The 21859-nt window shown below is 70.3% G+C and carries 19 protein-coding genes; 12 read left to right on the top strand and 7 right to left on the bottom strand.

Annotated features, from left to right (window positions below; all coding sequences use genetic code 11):
- Positions 1 to 48: 48 nt before the first annotated feature.
- Complete coding sequence (locus AB0C19_RS22775; protein ID WP_357188380.1) at positions 49 to 2061, bottom strand: serine/threonine-protein kinase; 2013 nt, start codon at positions 2059 to 2061, stop codon at positions 49 to 51.
- 90 nt (positions 2062 to 2151) lie between these two features.
- Here AB0C19_RS22775 and AB0C19_RS22780 point away from each other — a divergent pair, with 90 nt between their 5' ends.
- The 5 genes from AB0C19_RS22780 to AB0C19_RS22800 all read left to right on the top strand — a co-directional run bounded on the left by AB0C19_RS22780 (position 2152) and on the right by AB0C19_RS22800 (position 6898).
- Positions 2152 to 2346: an acyl-CoA carboxylase subunit epsilon gene (locus tag AB0C19_RS22780; protein WP_357188382.1), complete on the top strand. Its 195-nt coding sequence runs from the start codon at positions 2152 to 2154 to the stop codon at positions 2344 to 2346.
- 91 nt (positions 2347 to 2437) lie between these two features.
- Positions 2438 to 2896 (top strand): hypothetical protein, encoded by a 459-nt coding sequence (locus tag AB0C19_RS22785; protein WP_357188384.1) that lies wholly within the window; start codon positions 2438 to 2440, stop codon positions 2894 to 2896.
- A gap of 1414 nt (positions 2897 to 4310) precedes the next feature.
- Positions 4311 to 5444 (top strand): S8 family serine peptidase, encoded by a 1134-nt coding sequence (locus AB0C19_RS22790; RefSeq protein WP_357188386.1) that lies wholly within the window; start codon positions 4311 to 4313, stop codon positions 5442 to 5444.
- 135 nt (positions 5445 to 5579) lie between these two features.
- Positions 5580 to 6248 (top strand): Maf family protein, encoded by a 669-nt coding sequence (locus tag AB0C19_RS22795; protein ID WP_357188388.1) that lies wholly within the window; start codon positions 5580 to 5582, stop codon positions 6246 to 6248.
- On the top strand, positions 6245 to 6898 hold the full coding sequence (locus AB0C19_RS22800) for an O-methyltransferase (RefSeq protein WP_357188390.1): 654 nt from the start codon (positions 6245 to 6247) through the stop codon (positions 6896 to 6898). Before AB0C19_RS22795 ends, AB0C19_RS22800 begins: the two co-directional genes overlap by 4 nt.
- A gap of 97 nt (positions 6899 to 6995) precedes the next feature.
- On the opposite strand, the gene AB0C19_RS22805 is transcribed toward AB0C19_RS22800, so the two are convergent.
- The 3 genes from AB0C19_RS22805 to AB0C19_RS22815 form a co-directional block, all read right to left on the bottom strand.
- Complete coding sequence (locus AB0C19_RS22805; RefSeq protein ID WP_124823257.1) at positions 6996 to 7751, bottom strand: ABC transporter permease; 756 nt, start codon at positions 7749 to 7751, stop codon at positions 6996 to 6998.
- An 18-nt stretch (positions 7752 to 7769) separates the two neighbouring features.
- On the bottom strand, positions 7770 to 8729 hold the full coding sequence (locus tag AB0C19_RS22810; RefSeq protein WP_357188393.1) for an ATP-binding cassette domain-containing protein: 960 nt from the start codon (positions 8727 to 8729) through the stop codon (positions 7770 to 7772).
- A 121-nt stretch (positions 8730 to 8850) separates the two neighbouring features.
- Entirely contained in the window at positions 8851 to 9462 is a 612-nt protein-coding gene (locus tag AB0C19_RS22815; protein WP_357188511.1) for a PadR family transcriptional regulator, read from the bottom strand.
- 150 nt (positions 9463 to 9612) lie between these two features.
- Between AB0C19_RS22815 and AB0C19_RS22820 the strand changes: the two genes are divergently transcribed.
- Positions 9613 to 11361 carry a biotin carboxylase N-terminal domain-containing protein gene (locus AB0C19_RS22820; protein ID WP_357188395.1) on the top strand — a complete coding sequence of 583 codons (1749 nt, stop codon included), beginning with the start codon at positions 9613 to 9615 and terminating at the stop codon, positions 11359 to 11361.
- Positions 11362 to 11376: 15 nt separating this feature from the next.
- Here the strand turns inward: AB0C19_RS22820 and AB0C19_RS22825 are convergent, their stop codons facing one another.
- Positions 11377 to 12270, bottom strand: coding sequence for a LysR family transcriptional regulator ArgP (locus AB0C19_RS22825; protein WP_357188397.1), 894 nt, complete (start codon positions 12268 to 12270; stop codon positions 11377 to 11379).
- 70 nt (positions 12271 to 12340) lie between these two features.
- On the opposite strand from AB0C19_RS22825, the gene AB0C19_RS22830 reads away from it, so the two are divergent.
- Positions 12341 to 12937, top strand: coding sequence for a LysE/ArgO family amino acid transporter (locus AB0C19_RS22830; protein ID WP_357188399.1), 597 nt, complete (start codon positions 12341 to 12343; stop codon positions 12935 to 12937).
- 159 nt (positions 12938 to 13096) lie between these two features.
- Complete coding sequence (locus AB0C19_RS22835) at positions 13097 to 14536, top strand: GuaB1 family IMP dehydrogenase-related protein (RefSeq protein WP_357188401.1); 1440 nt, start codon at positions 13097 to 13099, stop codon at positions 14534 to 14536.
- A gap of 141 nt (positions 14537 to 14677) precedes the next feature.
- On the opposite strand, the gene AB0C19_RS22840 is transcribed toward AB0C19_RS22835, so the two are convergent.
- Entirely contained in the window at positions 14678 to 15235 is a 558-nt protein-coding gene (locus AB0C19_RS22840) for a TetR/AcrR family transcriptional regulator (RefSeq protein ID WP_357188403.1), read from the bottom strand.
- 83 nt (positions 15236 to 15318) lie between these two features.
- Here AB0C19_RS22840 and AB0C19_RS22845 point away from each other — a divergent pair, with 83 nt between their 5' ends.
- The 4 genes from AB0C19_RS22845 (at position 15319) to AB0C19_RS22860 (ending at position 20102) form a co-directional block, all read left to right on the top strand.
- The gene (locus AB0C19_RS22845; protein WP_357188405.1) at positions 15319 to 15765 is read left to right on the top strand and encodes a DoxX family protein; all 447 of its coding nucleotides are present in this window, start codon (positions 15319 to 15321) and stop codon (positions 15763 to 15765) included.
- A 25-nt stretch (positions 15766 to 15790) separates the two neighbouring features.
- A complete protein-coding gene (locus AB0C19_RS22850) occupies positions 15791 to 16273 on the top strand; it encodes a MarR family transcriptional regulator (protein ID WP_124861988.1) in 483 nt (160 codons plus the stop codon).
- Entirely contained in the window at positions 16267 to 18000 is a 1734-nt protein-coding gene (locus tag AB0C19_RS22855; RefSeq protein ID WP_357188408.1) for an ABC transporter ATP-binding protein, read from the top strand. The genes AB0C19_RS22850 and AB0C19_RS22855 overlap by 7 nt, the downstream gene beginning before the upstream one ends.
- Before the next feature lie 188 nt (positions 18001 to 18188).
- Positions 18189 to 20102, top strand: a complete 1914-nt coding sequence (locus AB0C19_RS22860) for an ABC transporter ATP-binding protein (RefSeq protein WP_357188513.1) — start codon at positions 18189 to 18191, stop codon at positions 20100 to 20102.
- Between the two features lie 39 nt (positions 20103 to 20141).
- Here the strand turns inward: AB0C19_RS22860 and thrS are convergent, their stop codons facing one another.
- Complete coding sequence (thrS, locus tag AB0C19_RS22865; RefSeq protein WP_330439739.1) at positions 20142 to 21359, bottom strand: threonine--tRNA ligase; 1218 nt, start codon at positions 21357 to 21359, stop codon at positions 20142 to 20144.
- Positions 21360 to 21859: the final 500 nt, after the last annotated feature.

The raw sequence follows: 21859 nt of genomic DNA on the forward strand, positions 1-21859 counted from the left end.
CGTCGAAGGTCAAGTACCCACGACGACGCAAGGTCATGCGAATGAGTTTCAGTCCTGACGGTCGGGCACGAAACCCTTGGCGATCCGGTCGAAGTTCGGCAGGTTGGCCTGCCAGTCCTTCTCCGCGATCTCCCACCGCAGGGCGTAACCGCGGTTCTTGGCCGTCACGAACCCCCGGTTGCGGACGTGGATCCGCTGCCCGTCCCGGGTCTCCAGCCACTCCCAGTCGCCGCAGGTCTTCCAGAAGTCGCAGCCCACGATGCTGAGTTTTTGGTAGTTGTTGACGCGGCTAGCGCGCCGCGGCTCCTGCTCCCGCCAGTCCGCGACCGCATCCTTCGCCGGCCTGTCGGTCCACTGCACCAGCAGCTCGCCCGGTCCGTTGGGATCCTCGAAGACGACAGTTTTGTCGGGGGGCGTGCTACGCACCCAACCGTCGGGGATCGGCAGGGCGAAGCCGAACGGGTCCCGGTGCAGCTTCCAGCCCGCCGGCAGCGCGTTCGGGTCGACCGAGGGGGTGGCCGACGGCGTCGCGCTGGGGGCACCGGTGGTGGGCGCCGGCGCGGCGGAGGTCGGCGCGGGCGCCGAGGTCGCGGCAGCGCTGGTCGGGTTGGCCTGCGGGGTCTTGTCGTCGTCAGTGGTCAGCATCGGCACGACCACCACGAGGCCGATCAGCAGCAGGGCGACAACGGCGCCGATCAGCAGGTTACGTCGGGTGTTGTTCGGCTTCGTGCCATCCGAGAGCGGCACCGCAGCGCGGCCGGCCGGACTCACCGGCGGCATGAGCGACGTCGGGGTGGTCGGCTTCCGCTGCTCCGGAGCCACCGGCGGGCCGTCGACAACGGTCGGCTCGTCGTCGACGTTCGTCGTACCGTCGCCGCTCGTGTCGGGTGCGGCCGTGACCTTCGCGGTCGGCTCGGCATCTACCGGCTCGACCTCGGACGGGCGGTCGATCGTGGCGGTCGGCTCCGCCGGTGCGGCTGCGGCCGGCTCGGTGGGCACCAGCGCGGTCGGGTCGGCGGCCGCGTCGGAAGAGACGACGGCCGTCGGCGTGGCATCGGCGGTGGGGGTCGCGGCGGCAGCGGAGGTGGCGGCCGAGGTGCTCGCGGCGGCGGCCGGCGGCGACACCGGCCGGTCGACACTCTCGGCCGGTCGCGGCGCCGGCACGTGCGGCGGGCGCGGCTCACGCGGGCCGTTCGGCCCAGGCCGGCGTACGCCATCAAGCAGGGAGATGCCGCGCGACCGCTTGCCCCCGGCGCGGCGCAGCAAGCGCTCCGCCACCTCGGCGGTGATCCGCTCGTTCGGGTCCTTGCGCAGCAGCCCGTTGAGGACGGCCTTGAGTGGGCCGGCGTTCTTCGGCGGCGGAATCGGCTCGGTGGCCAACGCGGCCAGGGTGCCGATCGCCGACGGCCGGGCGTACGGCGACTTGCCCTCGACCGCCGCGTAGAGCGTCGCGCCCAACGACCACAGGTCGGCCTCCGGACCGGCCGTGCCGTCCCGAGCCCGCTCCGGCGAGATGTACGCGGGTGAGCCGAGCACCATGCCGGTGCGGGTCACATTGGGGTCACCGGGGATCGTGGCGAGACCGAAATCGGTCAGCACCACCCGGCCGTCGTCGCCGAGCAACACGTTGCCGGGCTTCACGTCGCGGTGCATGACACCCGCCTTGTGCGCGGCGCTGAGCGCGCCCAGCACGCCCAGGCCGATCTCCACAGTGCGGGCCACCGACACCGGGCCGTCCTCGGCGAGAGTGTCCTGCAACGACTTCGACGCCACGTACTCCATGACGATCCACGGATCGCCGTCGGTGCGCAACACGTCGAAGATGCGGACGACGTTGGCGTGGTTGAGCCGGGCGATGGCCCGCGCCTCCCGCAACGAGCGCTCGCGCATCTCGCGGCGCTCCTCATCGGTGAGACCGGGCGGCGGCACCAACTCCTTGATGGCGACGTCCCGATGCAGCACCTCGTCGCGCGCCTTCCACACCCGGCCCATGCCGCCCTGGCCGAGCGGCGACAGAAGCCGGTATCGGTCAGCGACGAGTTGGGGAAGCGCGTTCGACATCGGTGAGACGGTACCCGGACCCGCTGACGCTCACACCGCCGGCACGCCACTGTGCGCTTCGGGTAACTTCGCGCCGCGTACCCTGGCGGCATGTCTGCCGAAGAGCCGCTGTTCCGGGTCGTCCGCGGCGTGCCCACCGCCGAGGAGTTGGCCGCTCTGGTGGGGGCGATCATCATCCGGCCCCGTCCGTCCGCCGCCCCCGTGCCGACGACCCCGTCCGCCTGGGCGCGCAGCGGTCGACCCGGGGGCTCCCGCGGGTGGCGCGCCGCCGGCCTGCCCCGATAACCCGAGACCTACCGGTACGGGGGCTGTCAGGGTGGCGTTGAGCCGTTAACCTCACTCAGGGAAACGGTTCCGCTACGGGTAGGGAGGATCCATGATCCCCGAAGAGGACCGGCCAGCACCCTGGCTACGCGGTTACGGCGGCATCGAAGCCGACATCAGCCAGCTCAGAGAGTTCGCCGACCGGCTCGCCGCCGAGGTCGAGAGCAACTACGCGCCGCACCTGTCGTACATCGCCGAAGACATGTCCGCGAAGCTGCCCAACCCCTGCGACGCCTTCATCGAGCTGGTCACCTTCCTGCACGCTCACCACGAGACGCAGCAGGCCACCGCCGACATGGTGTACGCCGTCCGAGGCGCCACCGGCCACCTCGCCGCCGCCGCCGACCAGGTCGCCACCCACTACGCCGACAGCGACGCCTTCACCGCCGCCCGAGTGGTCGACGTGCAACGAGCCCTCGCCAACCCGGCCAGCGTTCTCCCCGGCGGCCCGACGCCGACCCTGAGCGACCCGACCAGCCCCGACGCCGCAGGGCCGGTGGTGCTGCCGTGATCGAACGGGGCACCGGCCGCACGTCCGGCCTCACCGACTGGCACCTCATGGACGTCAACAGCATGTGGGCCTGCCTCCAGGACCACGACACCGCCAACCACTGGAAACAGGTCGCCGGCTGGCGCAAGGTCTGCGACCTGGCGCAAATCCACCTCGGCCGCCTCCAGCAGTACCGACGCGGACTCGCCGAGGCATGGCCCCCCGAAACCAGCGCCGCCTCCCGCACGTACCTCGCCGAACTCGACGAACTCATCGACAAGGTGCAACGCACCCACGACGCCGCCGCCGCGAACTACACCGCACTGTCCGCCGCGACCCAGGCCATCGGCACCACCCGCGCCGCACTCCGCAAGATCTACGAGGAGTACGCGACCAAGTTCCAGCAGAAGCAGGCGTACGAGTCGATGGTCGCCGACCCGAAAGCGGTGATGGGCAACCGGGCTGCCACGCCGCCCGTTGCTGATGGTGAGTTGGAACGACTCAACGTGCAGGCCCGATCCATGATGTTCAACCTGAGCGGCGAACTCCAACAAGCCCAAGCAACCCTCCAAAAACCACCCCCGCCGCCACGTCGACCCGGCCATCAGCCAAACGATCCTGACGTTTATGACACGAGCGCGCAGAGTCCGGTCATTCCCCCGGTCGTCGCAGTGCCGATGGCGCCAGCAGTTCCGCCATCGCAACCTCCGACAACGGCTCCTGCAGGACCTACGCCTGCCCTGACTCCCCCGAGCGTCGGGCCAATACTGGGTGGGGTGGGTACGGCTTTAACGCCGAGCACGCCAAACCCAAGTCCAGCTGGGTTGGCGAGCCCTCCGCCAGCGTCCCCCGGCGCCCCCATAGGCCCGCCGCCCGGCATCTCAATGCGACCCGTTGGCGAGTTGGCCCCGCACTCGCCGCCAGGGTCAATCGGCAGGCCGCAGGCTGGGGCCGAAAGCCATGCCCATCGATCTACACCACCGGTTTCTAACAAAGCCATGCCGCCGGGAGGCATCATCGGAGGTCCACCACCAATCGGTTTGGGCCAGCCCGGGTCAGGGTCGAACTCAGCTCGCCGCGTCAACCCGATTGGCGGCGTGATTGGGGGTGGGGGTGCGGGCACAGCACCTAGCGGAGGAGCTGGTTCTCGACCTGGCGCGGGTCGCAACTTTTCAGCGGCACAGAGCATCCCACCGATCGGCGGTGGCCCCAGTCTGACGAGTCCCGGTTATATGCAGTCAAACCCTGCGCGGCCGAGCGCCCGCAGGCAGACTGATAACAGCTCACGCCACTGGGACCCCGATAACCCGTGGGAGGTCGAAAAGGGGGTGACTCCGGTAGTCCGGCCACCCGACGACGAAGGACCCATTGATCCAGGCCCAGCTATCGGCTTTTCGCGATAATGCGACTCATTACCCGAACGATTCTGGTCACAATGGTCCTGCCAATCGCGGGCCTCGGGACGACCACGGAGGATCGGCCGCATTCGGCACACGGCACGGTAGGGCCCGACCAAGCCGAGCGCATTCGAGACGACCAGTGGCACCTTCGCTTTCTGAATGTCTCCCGAGCACATGCGGTCAGCCAAGGCGAGGGAGTCATTGTCGCGGTTCCGGACACCGGCGTCGATCCTCACCCCGACCTAAGAGAGAATCTACTCAAGGGCACAGACACCGTGGCGGGCGGTTCGGGAGATGGCCAGCAGGACCCGAACAGTCACGGCACGAGCATGGCAGGGTTAATTGCGGCGCACGGCAGCGGCACAGGTTTAGGCGCACTCGGCATCGCACCTAAGTCCAAAATTCTCCCGATAAAGGCGGCCAGCGCCGATAATTTCGGCGAAGCTGATGATCTCGCTGCGGCCATAGAGTATGCGATCGCCAACAGCGCTCAAGTCATTAGCATTTCAAGCGGAGGCGCATCGACACCGAGCCTCGTCCGGGCAATCAGATCCGCCCTCGCAGCGAACATCATAGTTGTGGCTTCAGTGGGTAACTCACCCCACAGCCCAACTGCGTATCCGGCCAGCGAAGAGGGTGTTATCGCGGTCGGCGGTGTCGATCGCACTGGACAACATGCTGCCATCTCGGTCACCGGAGCGAATATCGATGTGGTCGCTCCTGCGGTTGACATCTACAGCACCAGCTACGGCGGGAAATACTCGAAGGGGACTGGCACATCGAGCGCAACGGCGATCGTGGCGGGCGCGGCTGCGTTGATCCGGTCCAAGTACCCGTACCTGCCGGCCCGAGAGGTAGCGCACCGGCTCACGGCCACCGCCGTCGACAAGGGCCCTCCGGGGCGTGACGACGAGTACGGCTATGGAGTGATCGATCTTGTGGCGGCGCTGACGGCAGACGTACCGCCGCTGGGGTTTGAATCGGTGAGCGCTCCGGCCGGTGCTGGCCCGACGACGACGGCTGGCGCTCAGCCGGGTGATGCGAGCGGTAGCGCGACCGCGCGTGGGCTGGCCACGCTCGGGGTGCTCGTGGCTGCCGGGGTCGGGTGGGCCGTGATAGCGCGGCGACGCCGGCGTGGTGATGATCCACCACCCAGAATCAGTCGCTGAATGATCAACGAAGCGCTGGCCGCCCGGCCGCCCCAAGGGCGCCCGACCACCCGGCCGGCCAAGGGCGCCCGGCCACAGGGCCGTGCTGGGCGGGGTGTCGGTCTTGGAGGGGGGTTGGGCGGTAACGTCGGGGTGGTGTCTGAGACTTTGCCGCTCCGCCTCGTGCTCGCTTCGGCGAGCCCTGCCCGTCGTAAGTTGCTCCAGGCTGCCGGCGTCGAGCCGGAGGTGCTGGTCAGCGGGGTGGACGAGTCCCTGGTGGTGACCGAGCGGGCCGAGGAGTTGTGCCTGGAGTTGGCTCGCCTGAAGGCGCAGGCGGTGTTGACCCGGCTCAACGCGACCGCCGATCAGCGGACGTTGGTGATCGGCTGCGACTCGGTGCTCGCCTTCGACGGGGAGATCCTCGGCAAGCCGGCGGATGCGGCTGACGCGACCCGGCGGTGGCTGCGGATGCGGGGACGCAGTGGCGTTCTGCACAGCGGGCACTGCCTGGTCGACGTTAGTGCGGGCCGGCGCGCGGAGGCGGTCGCGTCGACAACTGTCCACTTCGCTGACATCAGTGACGACGAGATCGCCGCGTACGTGGCCACTGGTGAGCCGCTGGCGGTGGCCGGTGCGTTCACTATCGACGGGCTGGGTGGGCCGTTCGTGGAACGAATCGAGGGTGACCCGGGGACTGTGGTCGGGCTGTCGATGCCGCTGCTGCGCCGGCTCCTCGCCGAGCTGGATCTGCGGATCACCGACCTGTGGACGACTGTCGCGCCGGGCGGCCAAACTGTCGAGCCGCTCGGTAACGTCCGGTCATGACCACCAAGTCGATCCCGCTCACCAACGAGCTGCACGCCTATCTGGTCGCACACGGCTCCCCGCCGGACGAGATCATCAATGACCTGGCCGAGGAGACCCGGTCGGTGCTGCCGGAGCACGCCACCATGCAGGTGGCTCCGGAGCAGGCCGCGTTCCTGACGTTCCTCACCCGGCTGCTCGGCGTGCGGCAGGCCGTCGAGGTCGGCACGTTCACCGGGCTCTCGTCGCTGGCGATCGCCCGCGGGTTGCCCGAGGGTGGGCGACTGACCTGCTTCGACATCTCCGAGGAGTTCACCGGCATCGCCCGGCGCTACTGGGCGCGGGCCGGCGTGCAGGATCTCATCGACCTGCGCATCGGCCCGGCGGCGGACGGGCTGCGGGAGTTGCCGCACGAGCGACACCTGGACTTCGCGTTCATCGACGCGGACAAGACCGGCTACCCGATCTACTGGGCGGAACTGGTGCCCCGGATGCGTCCGGGTGGGGTGATAGCCGTCGACAACGTGTTGCGGGGCGGGCGGGTCATCGCCCCGCAGGACGCCAATGACCGGGCCATCGCCGCGTTCAACGACGAGGTCCTCGCCGACGTACGGGTGGACCCGGTGATGCTGCCGATCGCGGACGGCCTCACCCTCGCCCGGGTCCGCTGAGGGTCAGCGACAGCCGGACAGAGCGACCTCCGAAAACGGATATCGGGGTGTCCCCGACGAAGGGACACCCCGATAACCAGGAACAGCCGACCCAGCGTCAGCGGACGCTGCGGGCGAACTGCCGGGCGGCCCAGTAGACGCCCAGCGCGGCGAGGACCGCTGTGATGCTGAGGCCCTGCCAGACCTTGTCGCTGCCCAGGTCACCGGCGAACAGTGCCCGGGTGCCGTCGACAGCCCAGGAGAACGGGTTCCAGTTGGCGATGCCCTGCAACCAGCCGGGTGCGAAGGTCAGCGGCAGCAGGATGCCGGAGAGCAGCAGCACCGGCTGCGCCACCGTGTTCATCAGCGGGGCGAGCGCATCCTCGCTCTTGACCTTGAGGGCGACGCCGTAGGAGACGGCCGAGGTCATGAGGGCGATCAGGGCGAGCATCAGGTACGCCAGCAGCAGGTCCCCGATGAACACCCGCAGGTCGAAGATGAGCGCCAAGAGCGTGATGATGACCGCCTGCACAAGGAGCGAGACCACGTCGCGCAGCGAGCGGCCGAGCAGCAGGGCGAGCCGACTGATCGGGGTGACCCGGGAGCGTTCGATGACGCCGGCTCGCAGCTCGGCGATCAGGCCGAAGCCCTGGAACAGGCCACCGAAGATGGCCAGCAGCACCAGCAGACCCGGTACGAAGATCTTGTAGGCGGCGGCCTGGGTGGGCGCGTTAAGTGCGGGCTTGAGCAGCGGGGCGAAGAGCAGCAGGTACATGACCGGCTGGAACACGCCGACGAAGACCCAGACCGGGTTGCGTAGCAGGAGTTGGATCTGGCGCTGGAAGATCAGCCACGTGTCACGGGCGAATTTCATGAGAGTCGTCTCCGGTGGTCAGGACTCGCGCAGCGAGCGGCCGGTCTTGGTGAGGAAGACGTCGTCCAGGCTGGGTCGGTGCAGCTCGATCGAGCGCAGCTCCAGCCCGGCGTGGTCGAGTCGGCGCAGCACCTGCGGGATGGCGGTGGCGCCCTCGTCGACGTAGAGGCGCAGGCCACCCTCGTCGACAGTCTCCAGCTTGTTGACGTACGGCTCGCCGTCGAGCGTCTGGGCGGCCTGCGGGGTGGCGGCCAGGTCGAGACCGACCAGCACCACGTCGCCGGAGATCTCCCGTTTGAGCTCGGTTGGTGTGCCCTCGGCCACCACCTCGCCGTTGTCCATGATCGCGATCCGGTCGCAGAGCGCGTCGGCCTCGTCCAGGTAGTGGGTGGTGATGAAGACGGTCATCCCGTCGGCGCGGAGCCGCCGGATCTCGTCCCACATGTGGGCGCGGCTCTGCGGGTCGAGGCCGGTGGTCGGCTCGTCCAGGAAAACGATCTTCGGCTCGTGGATGATGCCGAGGGCGATCTCCACCCGACGACGCTGGCCGCCGGAGTAGGTCTTGCACTTGCGGTCGGCGTACTCGGTGAGCTGGAAGGCGTCCAGGGCGCGGGCGGCGCGCCGCTGCGCGTCGACCTTGCTGATGCCGTACATCCGGGCGTGCAGCACCAGCTCCTCGCGGGCGGTGGACTCGTCCCAGGTGCTGCCGCCCTGCGGGACGTACCCGATGCGGCGGCGCACCTCGGCCGGGTCCTTGCGCAGGTCGGCGCCCGCGATGGTGGCTTCGCCGCCGTCCGGCTCGATCAGCGTGGCGAGCATCCGCAGCGTGGTGGTCTTGCCGGCGCCGTTCGGGCCGAGGAAGCCGAAGATCTCGCCCTTGGCAACGTCAAGGTCGACGCCCCGCACGGCGTCCACCGTCTTCGTCTCTCGACCCGCGCGGGAGCGGAACGACTTCCGCAGCCCCCTGGTCTCGATCATTTCTGCTCCTGGTCGTTCGGGCCGGTCGGGCCGGCCATCGAGTGGGCGAACGCCGGACGGCGCACTCCCCCGCTGTGCCGCCAGCAGGCTAACGCGATATAGCTTTTTTAGTCAACGTTGATTATTCCGCGTTGGTGTCGGGCGGCTCCACGCCGTCCCTCCACCCCGACCAACCCTGCGCTTCATCCAGCTCAGCAGGCAGGTACGACACTCCGGAATCGATCCGCTCCGCGATCCGCTCGCACCAGCTCATCTCCGCCTCCGCCCGCGCCGACCACAGCTCGAACATCCAGCCCACGTGCACAGGCTTGCGGTTGCGCACCCAGTCCGACTCCAACGAGGCGCGCATGGACTCGACGCCGGCGCGCAGCAGGTTGGCCCGGTTACGCAGGGCGGCGGCCGCCTCGGCGCGCGGCATGGCCGGCAGGAAGGAGAAGGCCGCCACGAACGGGTCGGCGGGCTCGGTGATGGTCCACCAGGAGTTGCGCAGCAGCGTCTCGAACTCGTCCTCCCCCTTGACCGTCACCTCGTACGTGGTCCGCGCCGGACGGGCGCCCACCTGCTCGGTCGCTACGGCGCGGAGCAGTCCTTCCTCGGTGAGCTTGCGCAGGGCGTGATAGATCGATCCGGGCTGTACGTTCGCCCACTTGTCGGCGCTCCAGCTCAGCAGCTCACGGCGCACGTCGTAGCCGTGCACGGGCTGCATCCACCGCACCAGACCGAGAATCATCATCCGAGTCGAAGACACCCGATAAGCGTAATAGACAAGTTTGACTAAACCGTGGCGGATGCAGTGCGGCATCCCACACTGAGCGATCGTTAGGGCCGCCGTGGGCGGCCGATACACTCCCCGTCAGTAACCTGCCCGGGAGGAGCCACGAAGGTGCGCAAGGTACTCATCGCCAACCGCGGCGAGATCGCCGTCCGGGTGATCCGCGCGTGCCGCGACGCCGGCCTGGGCAGCGTCGCCGTGTACGCGGACTCCGACCGCGACGCCCTGCACGCCACCCTCGCGGACGAGGCGTACGCGCTCGGCGGGGACAGCGCGACCGAGACCTACCTGCGCATCGACAAGCTGCTCGACGTCGCCGCTCGGGCCGGCGCTGACGCCGTACACCCGGGTTATGGCTTCCTCAGCGAGAACGCCGACTTCGCCCAGGCCGTCATCGACGCCGAGCTGACCTGGATCGGCCCCACCCCGCAGGCGATCCGCGACCTGGGCGACAAGGTCACCGCCCGGCACATCGCCCAGCGGGCCGGCGCGCCGCTGGTCCCCGGCACCCCGGACCCGGTGGCCAGCCCGGACGAGGTGATGGCCTTCGCCGTCGACCACGGCCTGCCGGTCGCCATCAAGGCCGCCTTCGGTGGCGGTGGGCGCGGCCTCAAGGTCGCCCGCACGATGGAGGAGATCCCGCAACTGTTCGAGTCGGCCACCCGGGAGGCGGTCGCGGCGTTCGGTCGGGGCGAGTGCTTCGTCGAGCGGTACCTCGACCAGCCCCGGCACGTCGAGGCGCAGGTCCTCGCCGACCAGCACGGCAACGTGATCGTGGTGGGCACCCGGGACTGCTCGTTGCAGCGACGTCACCAGAAGCTCGTCGAGGAGGCGCCCGCGCCGTTCCTCACCGACGCCCAGCGCGCGCAGATCCACGAGAGCGCCAAGGCGATCTGCCGCGAAGCCGGCTACCACGGCGCCGGCACCGTGGAATACCTGGTCGGCGTCGACGGCACGATCTCCTTCCTGGAGGTCAACACCCGACTCCAGGTCGAGCACCCGGTCACCGAGGAGACCGCCGGCATCGACCTGGTCCGCGAGCAGTTCCGGATCGCCGACGGCGAGAAGCTGCGGATCACCGAGGACCCGACGCCGCGCGGGCACGCCATCGAGTTCCGGATCAACGGCGAGGACCCGGGCCGCAACTTCCTGCCCGCCCCCGGCACTGTCACCGCGCTGCGCCTGCCCAGCGGGCCGGGTGTGCGGGTAGACACCGGCATCTCGGCCGGCGACGTGATCGGCGGCAACTTCGACTCGCTGCTCGCCAAGGTGATCATCACGGGTGAGACGCGGACCGAGGCGCTGGAGCGCGCCCGCCGCGCACTGGACGAGATGGTCCTCGACGGGATGGCCACCGCGCTGCCGTTCCACCGGCTCGTCGTCCGGGACGAGGCGTTCACCGCCGAGCCGTTCACAGTGCACACCCGGTGGATCGAGACCGAGTTCCACAACACCGTGCCGCCCTTCACCGCCGCCGCCGGCCCCGCCGAAGCGCCGGCCGAGCGCGACACCGTCGTGGTCGAGGTGGGCGGCAAGCGCATCGAGGTCAGCCTCCCCGCCGGCTTCGGTGGGAGTACGACCACAGCGGCACCCGCCGCCCGCAAGTCGACCCGGCGCGGCGGCGCCAAGGCCGGGGCTCCGGTCGGCGGCGACGCGCTCACCTCGCCGATGCAGGGCACCATCGTCAAGATCGCGGTGGCGGACGGCGACACGGTGGCCGAGGGCGACCTGGTCGTGGTGCTGGAGGCGATGAAGATGGAGCAGCCGCTGCACGCGCACAAGGCGGGTACGGTCAGCGGTCTCAGCGCCGAGGTCGGCGCCGTGATCACCGCCGGTGCGCCCATCTGCACCATCGCCTGAGCGCCCGGCGGGAAGTCAGCGCAGGGTTTCGGCGGCAACCGCGCGGACGGCGGCGGTCAGGGCGTTCAGCACGTCGGACTCCAGCCGCCAGTGCTGCCAGTACAGGGGCACGTCGAGGTGTCGACCCGGTGCGAGGTCGACACAGTGACCGGCGGCCAGGTCGGCCCCGGCGATCTGTTCCGGCACCAGGCCCCAGCCCAACCCGAGCCGGATCGCCGCACTGAAGGCCGGCACCGACGGCACGTAGTGCACCGGCGGGTCGAGCGGTCGACCGACCACCGCCCTGATGAACCGGTGTTGCACCCGGTCCTTCCGGTCGAAGACGGTCAGCGGCGCACCCGCCAGCGCGGACGCGGTGAGTCCCTCATCGAAGTGGGAAGCAGCGAATTGCGGCGTGGCGAGCGCGCGGTAGCGCATGGCCCCGAGCCGCAGCACCCGGCAGCCCTGCACGGCCTCCCGCTGGGCGGTGACCGCCGCCGTCACCGAACCGTCGCGAAGCAACTCGGCAGTGTGGTCCTGATCGTCCCGCCGCAGGTCGAACGAGAGCCCGGCCCGCTGCGGCAGCCGGGCCAGCGCGGCGGGGAACCAGGTGGCCAACGAGTCCGCGTTTACCACCACGGCGACCCGGATCAGGCCACCGCCGGCCAGCGGGCTGCGAGCATCGGCCAGCGCCTCCCGTTCGAGCAGCGCGAGCTGGCCGGCCAGGCGCAGCAGCGGGCGGCCGGCGTCGGTTGCCACGCACGGACGGGCGCGGCGGACCAGGACCTGGCCGACCGTCTCCTCCAGCGCCTTGATCCGTTGGCTCACCGCCGACGGCGTGACGTGCAGCAGCCGGGCCGCCGCGTCGAAGCTGCCCTCCGCCACCACCGCCGCGAGTGTCCTTAGCTGCGCCGAATCGAGACCATCCATTAGCTGAGCTTAAGTTGCGTCAGAATCTTTAGTTGGACTGGTGCCAGCCGACAGCCCTAGCGTCGACTCCGTGCTCACTTCCGCCGTCGCCGGCTTCTCGATCTCCATCGCGCTCATCGTCGCCATCGGCGCCCAGAACGCCTTCGTCCTGCGCCAGGGCCTGCGACGCGAGCACGTCGTACCCGTGGTGCTGACCTGCGCCGCGTCGGACGCGCTGCTGATCATGGCGGGAGTGGCCGGGGTCGGTTCGCTGGTGACCGGCCGACCGGGCCTGCTGATGGCGATCCGCTGGGGCGGTGCGGCCTTCCTGCTCTGCTACGCGGGGCTCGCCGCCCGCCGCGCCCTGCGTCCCGGCGCCCTGCTGCCCACCGAACGGCCGCCGGCCACGTTGGGGGCGACACTGCTCGCCTGCGCCGCCTTCACCTACCTGAACCCGCACGTCTACCTGGACACCGTGCTACTCCTGGGCAGCGTGGCCCAACAACACCCGCACCGGTGGGTCTTCGGCGCCGGCGCCGTTCTGGCCAGTGTGGTCTGGTTCACCGCGCTCGGCGTCGGCGCGCAGCGCCTCGCGCCGCTGCTCGCCCGCGCCATCGCCTGGCGGGTGCTGGACGCGGTCATCGCCGTCGTGATGGCCGGGCTCGCCGCAGCCCTCCTGCTGGGCTGACCGGTTCGTACCCGGCCGTGCTCGCCGTGGCACTTCCGCCGGGCTGCGCGACAATCCGGCGAGCACCGACGACGCCACCGGGACCACTACCAACGACGGTGCGAGTGTTTTCCGCGACCACCGGCGGTGGAATGGACCGCGAGCGGGAATGATTGCCGGGTGCGGTTCCTTCACGGCGCGGCTCCCGCGCACGACCTGACCTATACCGACGTCTTCATGGCGCCGGCCCGCTCCGACCTGGGCTCCCGGCTCGACGTCGACCTCGCCACCGGCGACGGCACCGGCACCACCATTCCGTTGGTGGTGTCGAACATGACAGCCGTCGCCGGACGGCGGATGGCGGAGACGGTCGCCCGCCGGGGTGCCATCACGGTGATTCCGCAGGACATTCCGATCGAGGTGGTGGCGAATGTCGTCGCCTGGGTCAAGCAGCGCCACCTGGTCTACGACACGCCCATCACGCTGGGCCCGACCGAGACCGTTGGCGATGCCATCCACCTACTGCCCAAGCGCTCGCACGGTGCGGTGATAGTGGTCGATGACGCCGGCCGGCCGATGGGTGTGGTCACCGAGGCGGACACCACTGGCGTGGACCGCTTCGCGCAGCTGCGTCACGTGATGTCCACCGAACTGCACACCGTCCCGGCGGACGCGGATCCTCGTACCGGTTTCGATCTACTCTCGGCGGGCCGTCGCCGACTCGCCCCGGTGGTGGACGCCGAGGGTCGGCTGGTCGGGGTGCTGACCCGACAGGGCGCGCTGCGCGCCACCCTCTACACACCGGCCGTGGACGACAGGGGTCGGCTGCGGATCGCGGCGGCCGTCGGGATCAACGGGGACGTGACCGGCAAGGCCGCGGCGCTGCTCGAGGCGGGGGTGGACACGTTGGTGGTGGACACCGCGCACGGCCACCAGGCACGGATGATCTCCGCACTTCAGGCGGTCCGGAAGCTGGACCCGGGGGTGCCGGTGGCGGCCGGCAACGTGGTGACCGCCGAGGGCGTACGCGACCTGGTGGAGGCTGGGGCGGACATCATCAAGGTCGGCGTCGGCCCGGGGGCGATGTGCACCACCCGGATGATGACCGGCGTGGGTCGACCGCAGTTCTCCGCCGTGCTCGACTGCGCGGCCGCTGCCCGCCAACTGGGCCGGCACGTGTGGGCCGACGGCGGGGTGCGGCACCCTCGGGACGTGGCGCTCGCGCTCGCCGCCGGGGCGTCGAACGTGATGATCGGCTCCTGGTTCGCCGGCACCTACGAGTCCCCGGGTGACCTGTACACCGACGCGGACGGCCGGCGGTACAAGGAGAGCTTCGGAATGGCGTCGGCTCGGGCGGTCAGCGCCCGAACCGCCGACGACAGCCCGTACGACCGGGCCCGCAAGGCGGTGTTCGAGGAGGGCATCTCCTCGGCCCGGATGCACCTGGACCCGGCCCGCCCCGGTGTCGAGGACCTGATCGACGAGATCATCGCGGGGGTACGCAGCGCCTTCACCTACGCCGGCGCACGCGACCTGACCCAGTTCCACGAGCGAGCCATCGTCGGCGTGCAGAGCGCCGCCGGCTTCACCGAAGGAATGCCCCTCCCCACCAGCTGGTAACCCACCCACCCACCGGCCCCGGCCCCGGCCCCGTCCGCCCCGACGCGTCGATCATGGAGTTGTGGTGCCTCGCAAAAGGGGCGGCGATGAGCGAATCGCCCACCACGCCTCCATGATCGACGCTGCAGGGCGGGGTTGCTGTCAGGTTGACAGTCGGCGTAGGACGGCGCGGGCTGCCTCGCGAGGATTGTTGCCCACGCGGTCGGGCAGTGCGCCGGCCAGCCAGAGGGTGGCGAAGCCGTGCGCTATCGACCAGGCCGCGAGCGAGTCCCGGTCGGTGTCGGCGGGCGCGCCGCCGCTGGGCAGCGCCGCCACCCCGGAGCGGAGCGCGGCGCCGGCCCGAACCCGAGCCGCGTTCAGCTCGGTGTCGTCGGCCCGGTAGAGCTCCGGCCGGAACATCACCTCGAAGTACGCCCGGTGCGTGACGGCGAAGTCGACGTACGCGACGCCGGCCTCCAACAGGTCGTCCGCCTCGGACAACGCCTGGGCCAGCTTGTCGAAGCCCTGCGCGGCGAGCGCGGTGAGCAGGCCCGCCTTGTCGCCGAAGTGATGTGCGGGCGCGGCGTGCGAGACACCGGCCCGCCGGGCCAGGTCGCGCAGGCTCAGCGCGGCGGGTCCGACCTCCCCGACGGCCTCCAGCGCCGCGGCGAGCAGGGCGCGGCGCAGATCGCCGTGGTGGTAGGCGCGGGTGTCGGTCATGGGCGAATCTTATCTTGCCATTGACAAGATGCACCCCTGGCACGCAATCTTGTCACTGGCAAGTTTCACAGAGGAGGATTCCGATGGCACCCCTGATCGCCTTGATCGTCGGCACCGCACTGACTCGAATCGCCGGCCTGGCCGGCATCACCGCACTGGACGGCTGGCATCCCGCGCTGCGCGTCGGGCTGGCCGTGATGTTCACGCTCACCGCCGTCGCGCACTTCGTCGGCCAGCGGCGCGCCGACCTGATCGCGATGGTCCCGCCCCGACTACCCCGGCCGGACCTGCTGGTCACCGTCACTGGCGTGCTGGAACTGGCAGGCGCCGTCGGTCTCCTGGTGCCGGCGACCGCCCGGGTCGCGGCAGCCGGGCTCGGCCTGCTCATGCTCGCCATGTTCCCGGCCAACGTCTCGGCCGCCCGGCGCGAACTGACCCTCGCCGGCAGCCCGGTCACCCCACTCGCACAGCGAACGGTGCTGCAGATCGTGTTCGTGGCCACCGCTGCGGTTATTTCGTTTGGCCCCTGACTATCAGGGAGCTAACCTGCCTGTTGTGGAACTCGTGACCCTCCAGGACGTGCCGCTCGGCCGGCTGCTGGTGGTGGCCGGGCACCTGGTCGGGCAGCGGTGGAACCGCTACCTCGCCGAGGAGCACGGTCTCACCCAGGCCGGCATGATCACCCTGCTGACGCTCGCCCGACACGGCGAGTTGCCGCACCGGGCGGTCGCCGAGAAGGGGTTCGTCCGCCCGGCGACCCTGACCGGCATCGTCGACACGCTCGAGCGCGACGGCCTGGTCGAGCGGCAGCGCGACGACAACGACCGACGCAGCATCCGACTCGCCATCACCCCCGCCGGGCGGGAACGGGTGGCCGCGCTCGGCGCGCTCATGCACTCCGGACGGCCCCTCACCTCGGTCGACGCCGACCCGGCGAAGGCCCAGGTGATCCGGGAGTTCCTGCTTGAGGTCATCGGCAGCGGAGACGACCCGCGGATGACCGGACGCCCTACCGAAACGAAGGACCCGGCGTGCTGATCAGACTCCTGCGCGGCCAACTGCGCACCTATCAGAGACCGTTGCTGGCGGTCGTGCTGCTCCAGTTCGTGGGCACCATGGCCTCGCTCTACCTGCCCAGCCTCAACGCGGACATCATCGACCAGGGTGTGGCCCGGGGCGACACCGACTACATCGTGCATACCGGCGGCTGGATGCTGCTGGTCAGCCTGATCCAGATCGTCTGCTCGATCGCCGCCGTCTACCTGGGGGCCCGGGTCGCGATGGGCTTCGGCCGCGACGTACGCGCCGAACTGTTCGGGCACGTCAACCGCTTCTCCGCCCGCGAGGTGGCCCGGTTCGGGGCGCCGTCGCTGATTACCCGCAACACCAACGACGTGCAGCAGGTGCAGATGCTCGTCCTGATGAGCTGCACGATGCTCGTCGCCGCACCGATCATGAGCGTCGGCGGCGTGTTCATGGCGTTGCGTGAGGACGTCGGGCTCTCCTGGCTGATGCTGGTCAGCGTGCCGGTGCTGGCCATCGCCCTCGGCGCGATCATCCGTCGGATGGTGCCGGGCTTCCGGCTGATGCAGACCCGCATCGACACCGTCAACCGGGTGCTGCGAGAGCAGATCACCGGCATCCGGGTGGTTCGTGCGTTCGTCCGCGAGCCGTACGAGACGGACCGCTTCGGCGTCGCCAACGCCGACCTGACAGCGACCGCGCTGCGTACCGGTCGGTTGCTGGCGTTGATCTTCCCGGTGGTGATGCTGGTGCTGAACGTCTCCAGCGTGGCGGTGCTCTGGTTCGGCGCGCAGCGGGTGGACGCCGGCGCGATCCAGGTCGGCGCGCTCACCGCGTTCCTGCAGTACCTGATGCAGATCCTGATGGCGGTCATGATGGCCACCTTCATGCTGATGATGGTGCCGAGGGCGGCGGTCTGCGCCGAACGGATCGTCGAGGTGCTGGACACCGACTCCTCGGTGGTCCCGGCCGCCGCGCCGGTCACCGAACTGCCCACCCGAGCCGAGCTGGAGCTGCGCGGGGTGCGCTTCCAGTACCCGGGCGCTGTGGAGCCGGTGCTGCGCGACATCTCCTTCCGGGCGATCCCGGGCACCACCACGGCGATCATCGGCAGCACCGGCGCGGGCAAGACGACGCTGCTGTCGCTGATCCCCCGCCTGGTCGACGTCACCGACGGCGCGGTGCTGGTCGACGGGGTGGACGTGCGGGAGTTGGCGCCGGACGAGCTGTGGCGACGCATCGGCCTGGTGCCGCAGCGGCCGTACCTGTTCACCGGGACGGTCGCCAGCAACCTGCGCTACGGCAACCCGGACGCCACCGACGAGGAGCTGTGGGCGGCGCTGGAGATCGCCCAGGCCCGGGACTTCGTGGCCCAGATGCCCGGCGGGCTGGACGCCCCGATCGCGCAGGGCGGCACCACAGTCTCCGGTGGGCAGCGGCAGCGCCTGGCCATCGCCCGGGCCCTGGTCCGGCAACCGGAGATCTACCTCTTCGACGACTCGTTCTCCGCGCTCGACCTGGGCACCGACGCGCGACTGCGAGCGGCACTGCGGCCGGTCACCGCGCAGGCGGCGGTGGTGATCGTGGCCCAACGGGTCTCCACGATCATCGACGCCGATCAGATCATCGTCCTGGAAAACGGAGGGGTCGTCGGAGTGGGACGACATGCGGAGTTGTTGGACACCTGCCCGACGTACGCCGAGATCGTGGCCTCGCAACAGACCTCTGAGGTGGCGGCATGAGCGAGCGTGACGAGCCGCGCACAGCGGCCGTACCCAGTCAGAAGCCGGCCGGCGACGGACGGACGCCCGATGAGACAGCGCAGCAACCCGGCGGGGGACCCGCGGCGGAGACCGGCAGCGGCGCGGCGACGCCGAAGCGGCTGCCGCCCGGCCGTCAGGGCGGCGGCCCGGGATGGATGAGCGCCGGAATGCCCGCCGAGAAGTCGATGAACTTCGGGCCGTCGGCCCGACGGCTCCTCGGCCGGCTGCGCGCGCACCGACTGCACCTGGCCGCGATCATCACGTTGGCAGTGGTGAGCGTCGGGTTCAGCGTGGCGGGGCCGAAGATCCTCGGCCACGCCACCGACCTGATCTTCACTGGGGTGATCGGTCGGCAACTGCCCGCCGGCACCACCGCCGAGCAGGCCGTCGCGGCGGCCCGGGCCAGCGGCAACGACAGCTTCGCCGACATGCTGGCCCGGATGGACGTGGTGCCCGGGGTGGGCATCGACTTCAGCGCCCTGAAGCGGGTGCTGCTGCTGGCGCTCGGGCTCTACCTGGCGGCGAGCCTGCTGTCCTGGTGGCAGGGGTGGCTGCTCAACGGGGTCGTCCAGCGCACAGTGCTGCGGCTGCGCGCCGAGGTGGAGGAGAAGCTCAACCGGCTGCCGCTGCCCTACTTCGACAGGCAGCCGCGCGGTGAGTTGCTCAGCCGGGTCACCAACGACATCGACAACATCTCCACCAGCCTCCAGCAGACCCTCAGCCAGCTGCTCACCTCGCTGCTGACCGTCGTCGGCGTGCTGGCGGTGATGTTCTGGATCTCGCCGGTGCTGGCCCTGGTGGCCCTGGTCGCGGTGCCGTTGTCGGTGCTGGTCACCCAGCGCATCGCCAAGCGCTCGCAGAAGCAGTTCATCGCCCAGTGGACGCACACCGGCGAGTTGAACGGCCAGATCGAGGAGGCGTACACCGGTCATGAGCTGGTGAAGGTCTTCGGCCGGCAGCGTGAGGTCGAGGCCGCGTTCCACGCGAAGAACGAGGAGTTGTTCCGCGCCAGCTTCGGGGCGCAGTTCATCTCCGGGATCATCATGCCGTCGATGATGTTCATCGGAAACCTGAGCTACGTGGCGATCGCCGTGGTCGGCGGGCTGCGGGTCGCCTCCGGCACGATGAGCCTCGGTGACGTGCAGGCGTTCATCCAGTACTCCCGCCAGTTCACCCAGCCGCTCACCCAACTCGCCTCGATGGCCAACCTGCTCCAGTCCGGGGTGGCCTCGGCCGAGCGGGTCTTCGCGGTGCTCGACGCGGCCGAGCAGACCCCCGACCCGGTCGCGCCGGCCCGGGTCACCGACCCGCACGGTCGGGTCGAGTTCGAGCACGTCTCGTTCCGCTACGAGCCGGACAAGCCACTGATCGACGACCTGTCGCTGGTCGCCGAGCCCGGACACACGGTGGCCATCGTCGGCCCCACCGGCGCCGGCAAGACCACGCTGGTCAACCTGGTGATGCGGTTCTACGAGCTGGACGCCGGCCGGATCACGCTCGACGGGGTGGACATCACCACGATGCGCCGCGACGACCTGCGCGGCCGGATCGGCATGGTGCTCCAGGACACCTGGCTGTTCGGCGGCACCATCCGGGACAACATCGCCTACGGGCGGCCGGACGCCACCGAGGAGGAGATCCTCGCCGCCGCCCGGGCCACCTTCGTGGACCGGTTCGTGCGCAGCCTGCCCGACGGCTACGACACCGTCATCGACGAGGAGGGCAGCAACGTCAGCGCCGGCGAGAAGCAGCTCATCACCATCGCGCGGGCGTTCCTCGCCGAGCCGTCGCTGCTGATCCTCGACGAGGCCACCAGCTCGGTGGACACCCGCACCGAGGTGCTGCTGCAACGGGCGATGGCCGCGCTGCGCTCGGACCGGACCAGCTTCGTGATCGCGCACCGGCTCTCCACCATCCGCGACGCCGACCTGATCCTGATGATGGAGGACGGTCGTATCGTCGAGCAGGGCACCCACGAGCAGTTGCTCGCCGCCCAGGGCGCGTACCACCGGCTCTACCGCTCACAGTTCACCGGCGCGGTGGTCGACGAGGAAGCGGCCGCCCAACCGGCGTCGGTCTGAGGTCGGGCGGCCGTGCGCGCGAGACGATCGGTGGGCGTGTCAGTCCGACGGCAGCAGGTCGGTCGCGCGGGCGGCGACCTGCCCGCCGATCAGGGCGAGAGCGGCGGCGGCGGGCATCGGGGCCAGGGCGCGGCCGCCGCGCAGGCGCAGCGCGAGTCGCCCGTCGGCCACCTCCCGGGCACCCAACACCCCGAGGTACGGGACGCGGCGGCGGGCCGCGTCCCGTACCCGGGCGCCCAGCGAGCCGGCAGCGTCGACCTCGACCCGGAGGCCGGCGTCGACCGCCCGCCGGGCCAGGTCGGCCGCCGCGTCGGCCTGGCCGTCGTCGACCGGCAGCAGCACCAACTGGACGGGTGCGTACCAGGCCGGGAACGCCCCCTCGTGCACCTCGATGAGGTACGCGAACAGCCGCTCCATGCTGCCGACCAGGCTGCGGTGCACCATGACCGGTCGACGCCGGCTGCCGTCCGAGTCGGTGTACGACAGGTCGAACCGTTCCGGCTTGTCGAAGTCCAGTTGAATGGTGGAGATGGTCGATTCCCGGCCGGCCGCGTCGACGATCTGGATGTCGATCTTCGGACCGTAGAAGGCAGCCTCCCCCGGTGCCTCGACGTACTCCACCCCGGCCAGCGCCTCCCGGAGCAACTCCTCGGCGCGGGCCCACTGGGCGTCGTCGCCGACGTACTTCTCACCCGGCCCGCGCAACGACAGCCGGAACCCGGCCGGCCGGACGCCGAGCGCGGCGTGCGCGGCACGGATCAGCCCGAGGATCTCGACGACCTCCGCGCCGACCTGCTCGGGGGCGCAGAAGGTGTGCGCGTCGTTGAGCGAGATGGCGCGTACCCGGGACAGCCCACCGAGCACACCGGAGCGCTCCGAGCGGTACATCCCGCCCAGCTCCGCGATCCGCAACGGCAACTCCCGGTAGGAACGGCCCCGCGCCCGGAAGACCAACGCGTGGTGCGGGCAGAGGGCCGGCCGGAGCACGAACTCGTCGTCGGCGCTGAGCCGCATCGGCGGGAACATGTCGTCGGCGAAGTAGCCGAGATGGCCGGAGAGCTCGAAGAGTTCCCGCTTGCCCAGCGGCGGCGAGTAGACGTGCTGGTGGCCGGAGCGGCGCTCCAACTCCCTGACGTACTCCTCGACGGCGTGCCGGGCGGCGGCGCCGGCCGGCAGCCAGATCGGCAGGCCGGCGCCGGCCAGCGGGTCGGAGACGAAGAGGTCCAGCTCGCGGCCGAGCCTACGGTGGTCGATCATGTCGGGCTCCTGGATCGGGTACGACCCGGAGGCGACCTGAGCTCCGTTCGGCGCACTGCCCACCGGGGCGGATCGCCCCGGGGCCTGGTCGACGGTGTTTACGTCAGAGCGGCGCGCCGGGGACACCCGGCGTCGTGGTCATCACTACCGCGCTGCGCATACGGCGACCGTACTCGCGCGACTATCGGGGATGCACCCGGATTTACGGCGGAGGGGTGGGCCGCCGGCGCGGGACCCGCCGGCGGCCCTGGCGGCCGAATCGTCAGGAACGGGGGACCCGACGGGCATGGCCGCGCCGACAACGGTACGCCGACGAACGCCGTTCTGCCGCCCGCCTCGAACGGGTGCAACGGCCTCCGGACCCGTCACCCGGCAGCGACCGGCCTCGTTGTAGCTGGGTGGCCCAGTCGTGTCGACGGTCACGACGGGCCGGGGCCGTCCACCGTGACGCCGGACACGACGTCAGGCTCAAGACACCCAATCGGCCGCATTCGGCGAGG

It is taken from the genome of Micromonospora sp. NPDC048842 (genome assembly GCF_040649935.1).
Lineage (GTDB): Bacteria > Actinomycetota > Actinomycetes > Mycobacteriales > Micromonosporaceae > Micromonospora > Micromonospora hortensis.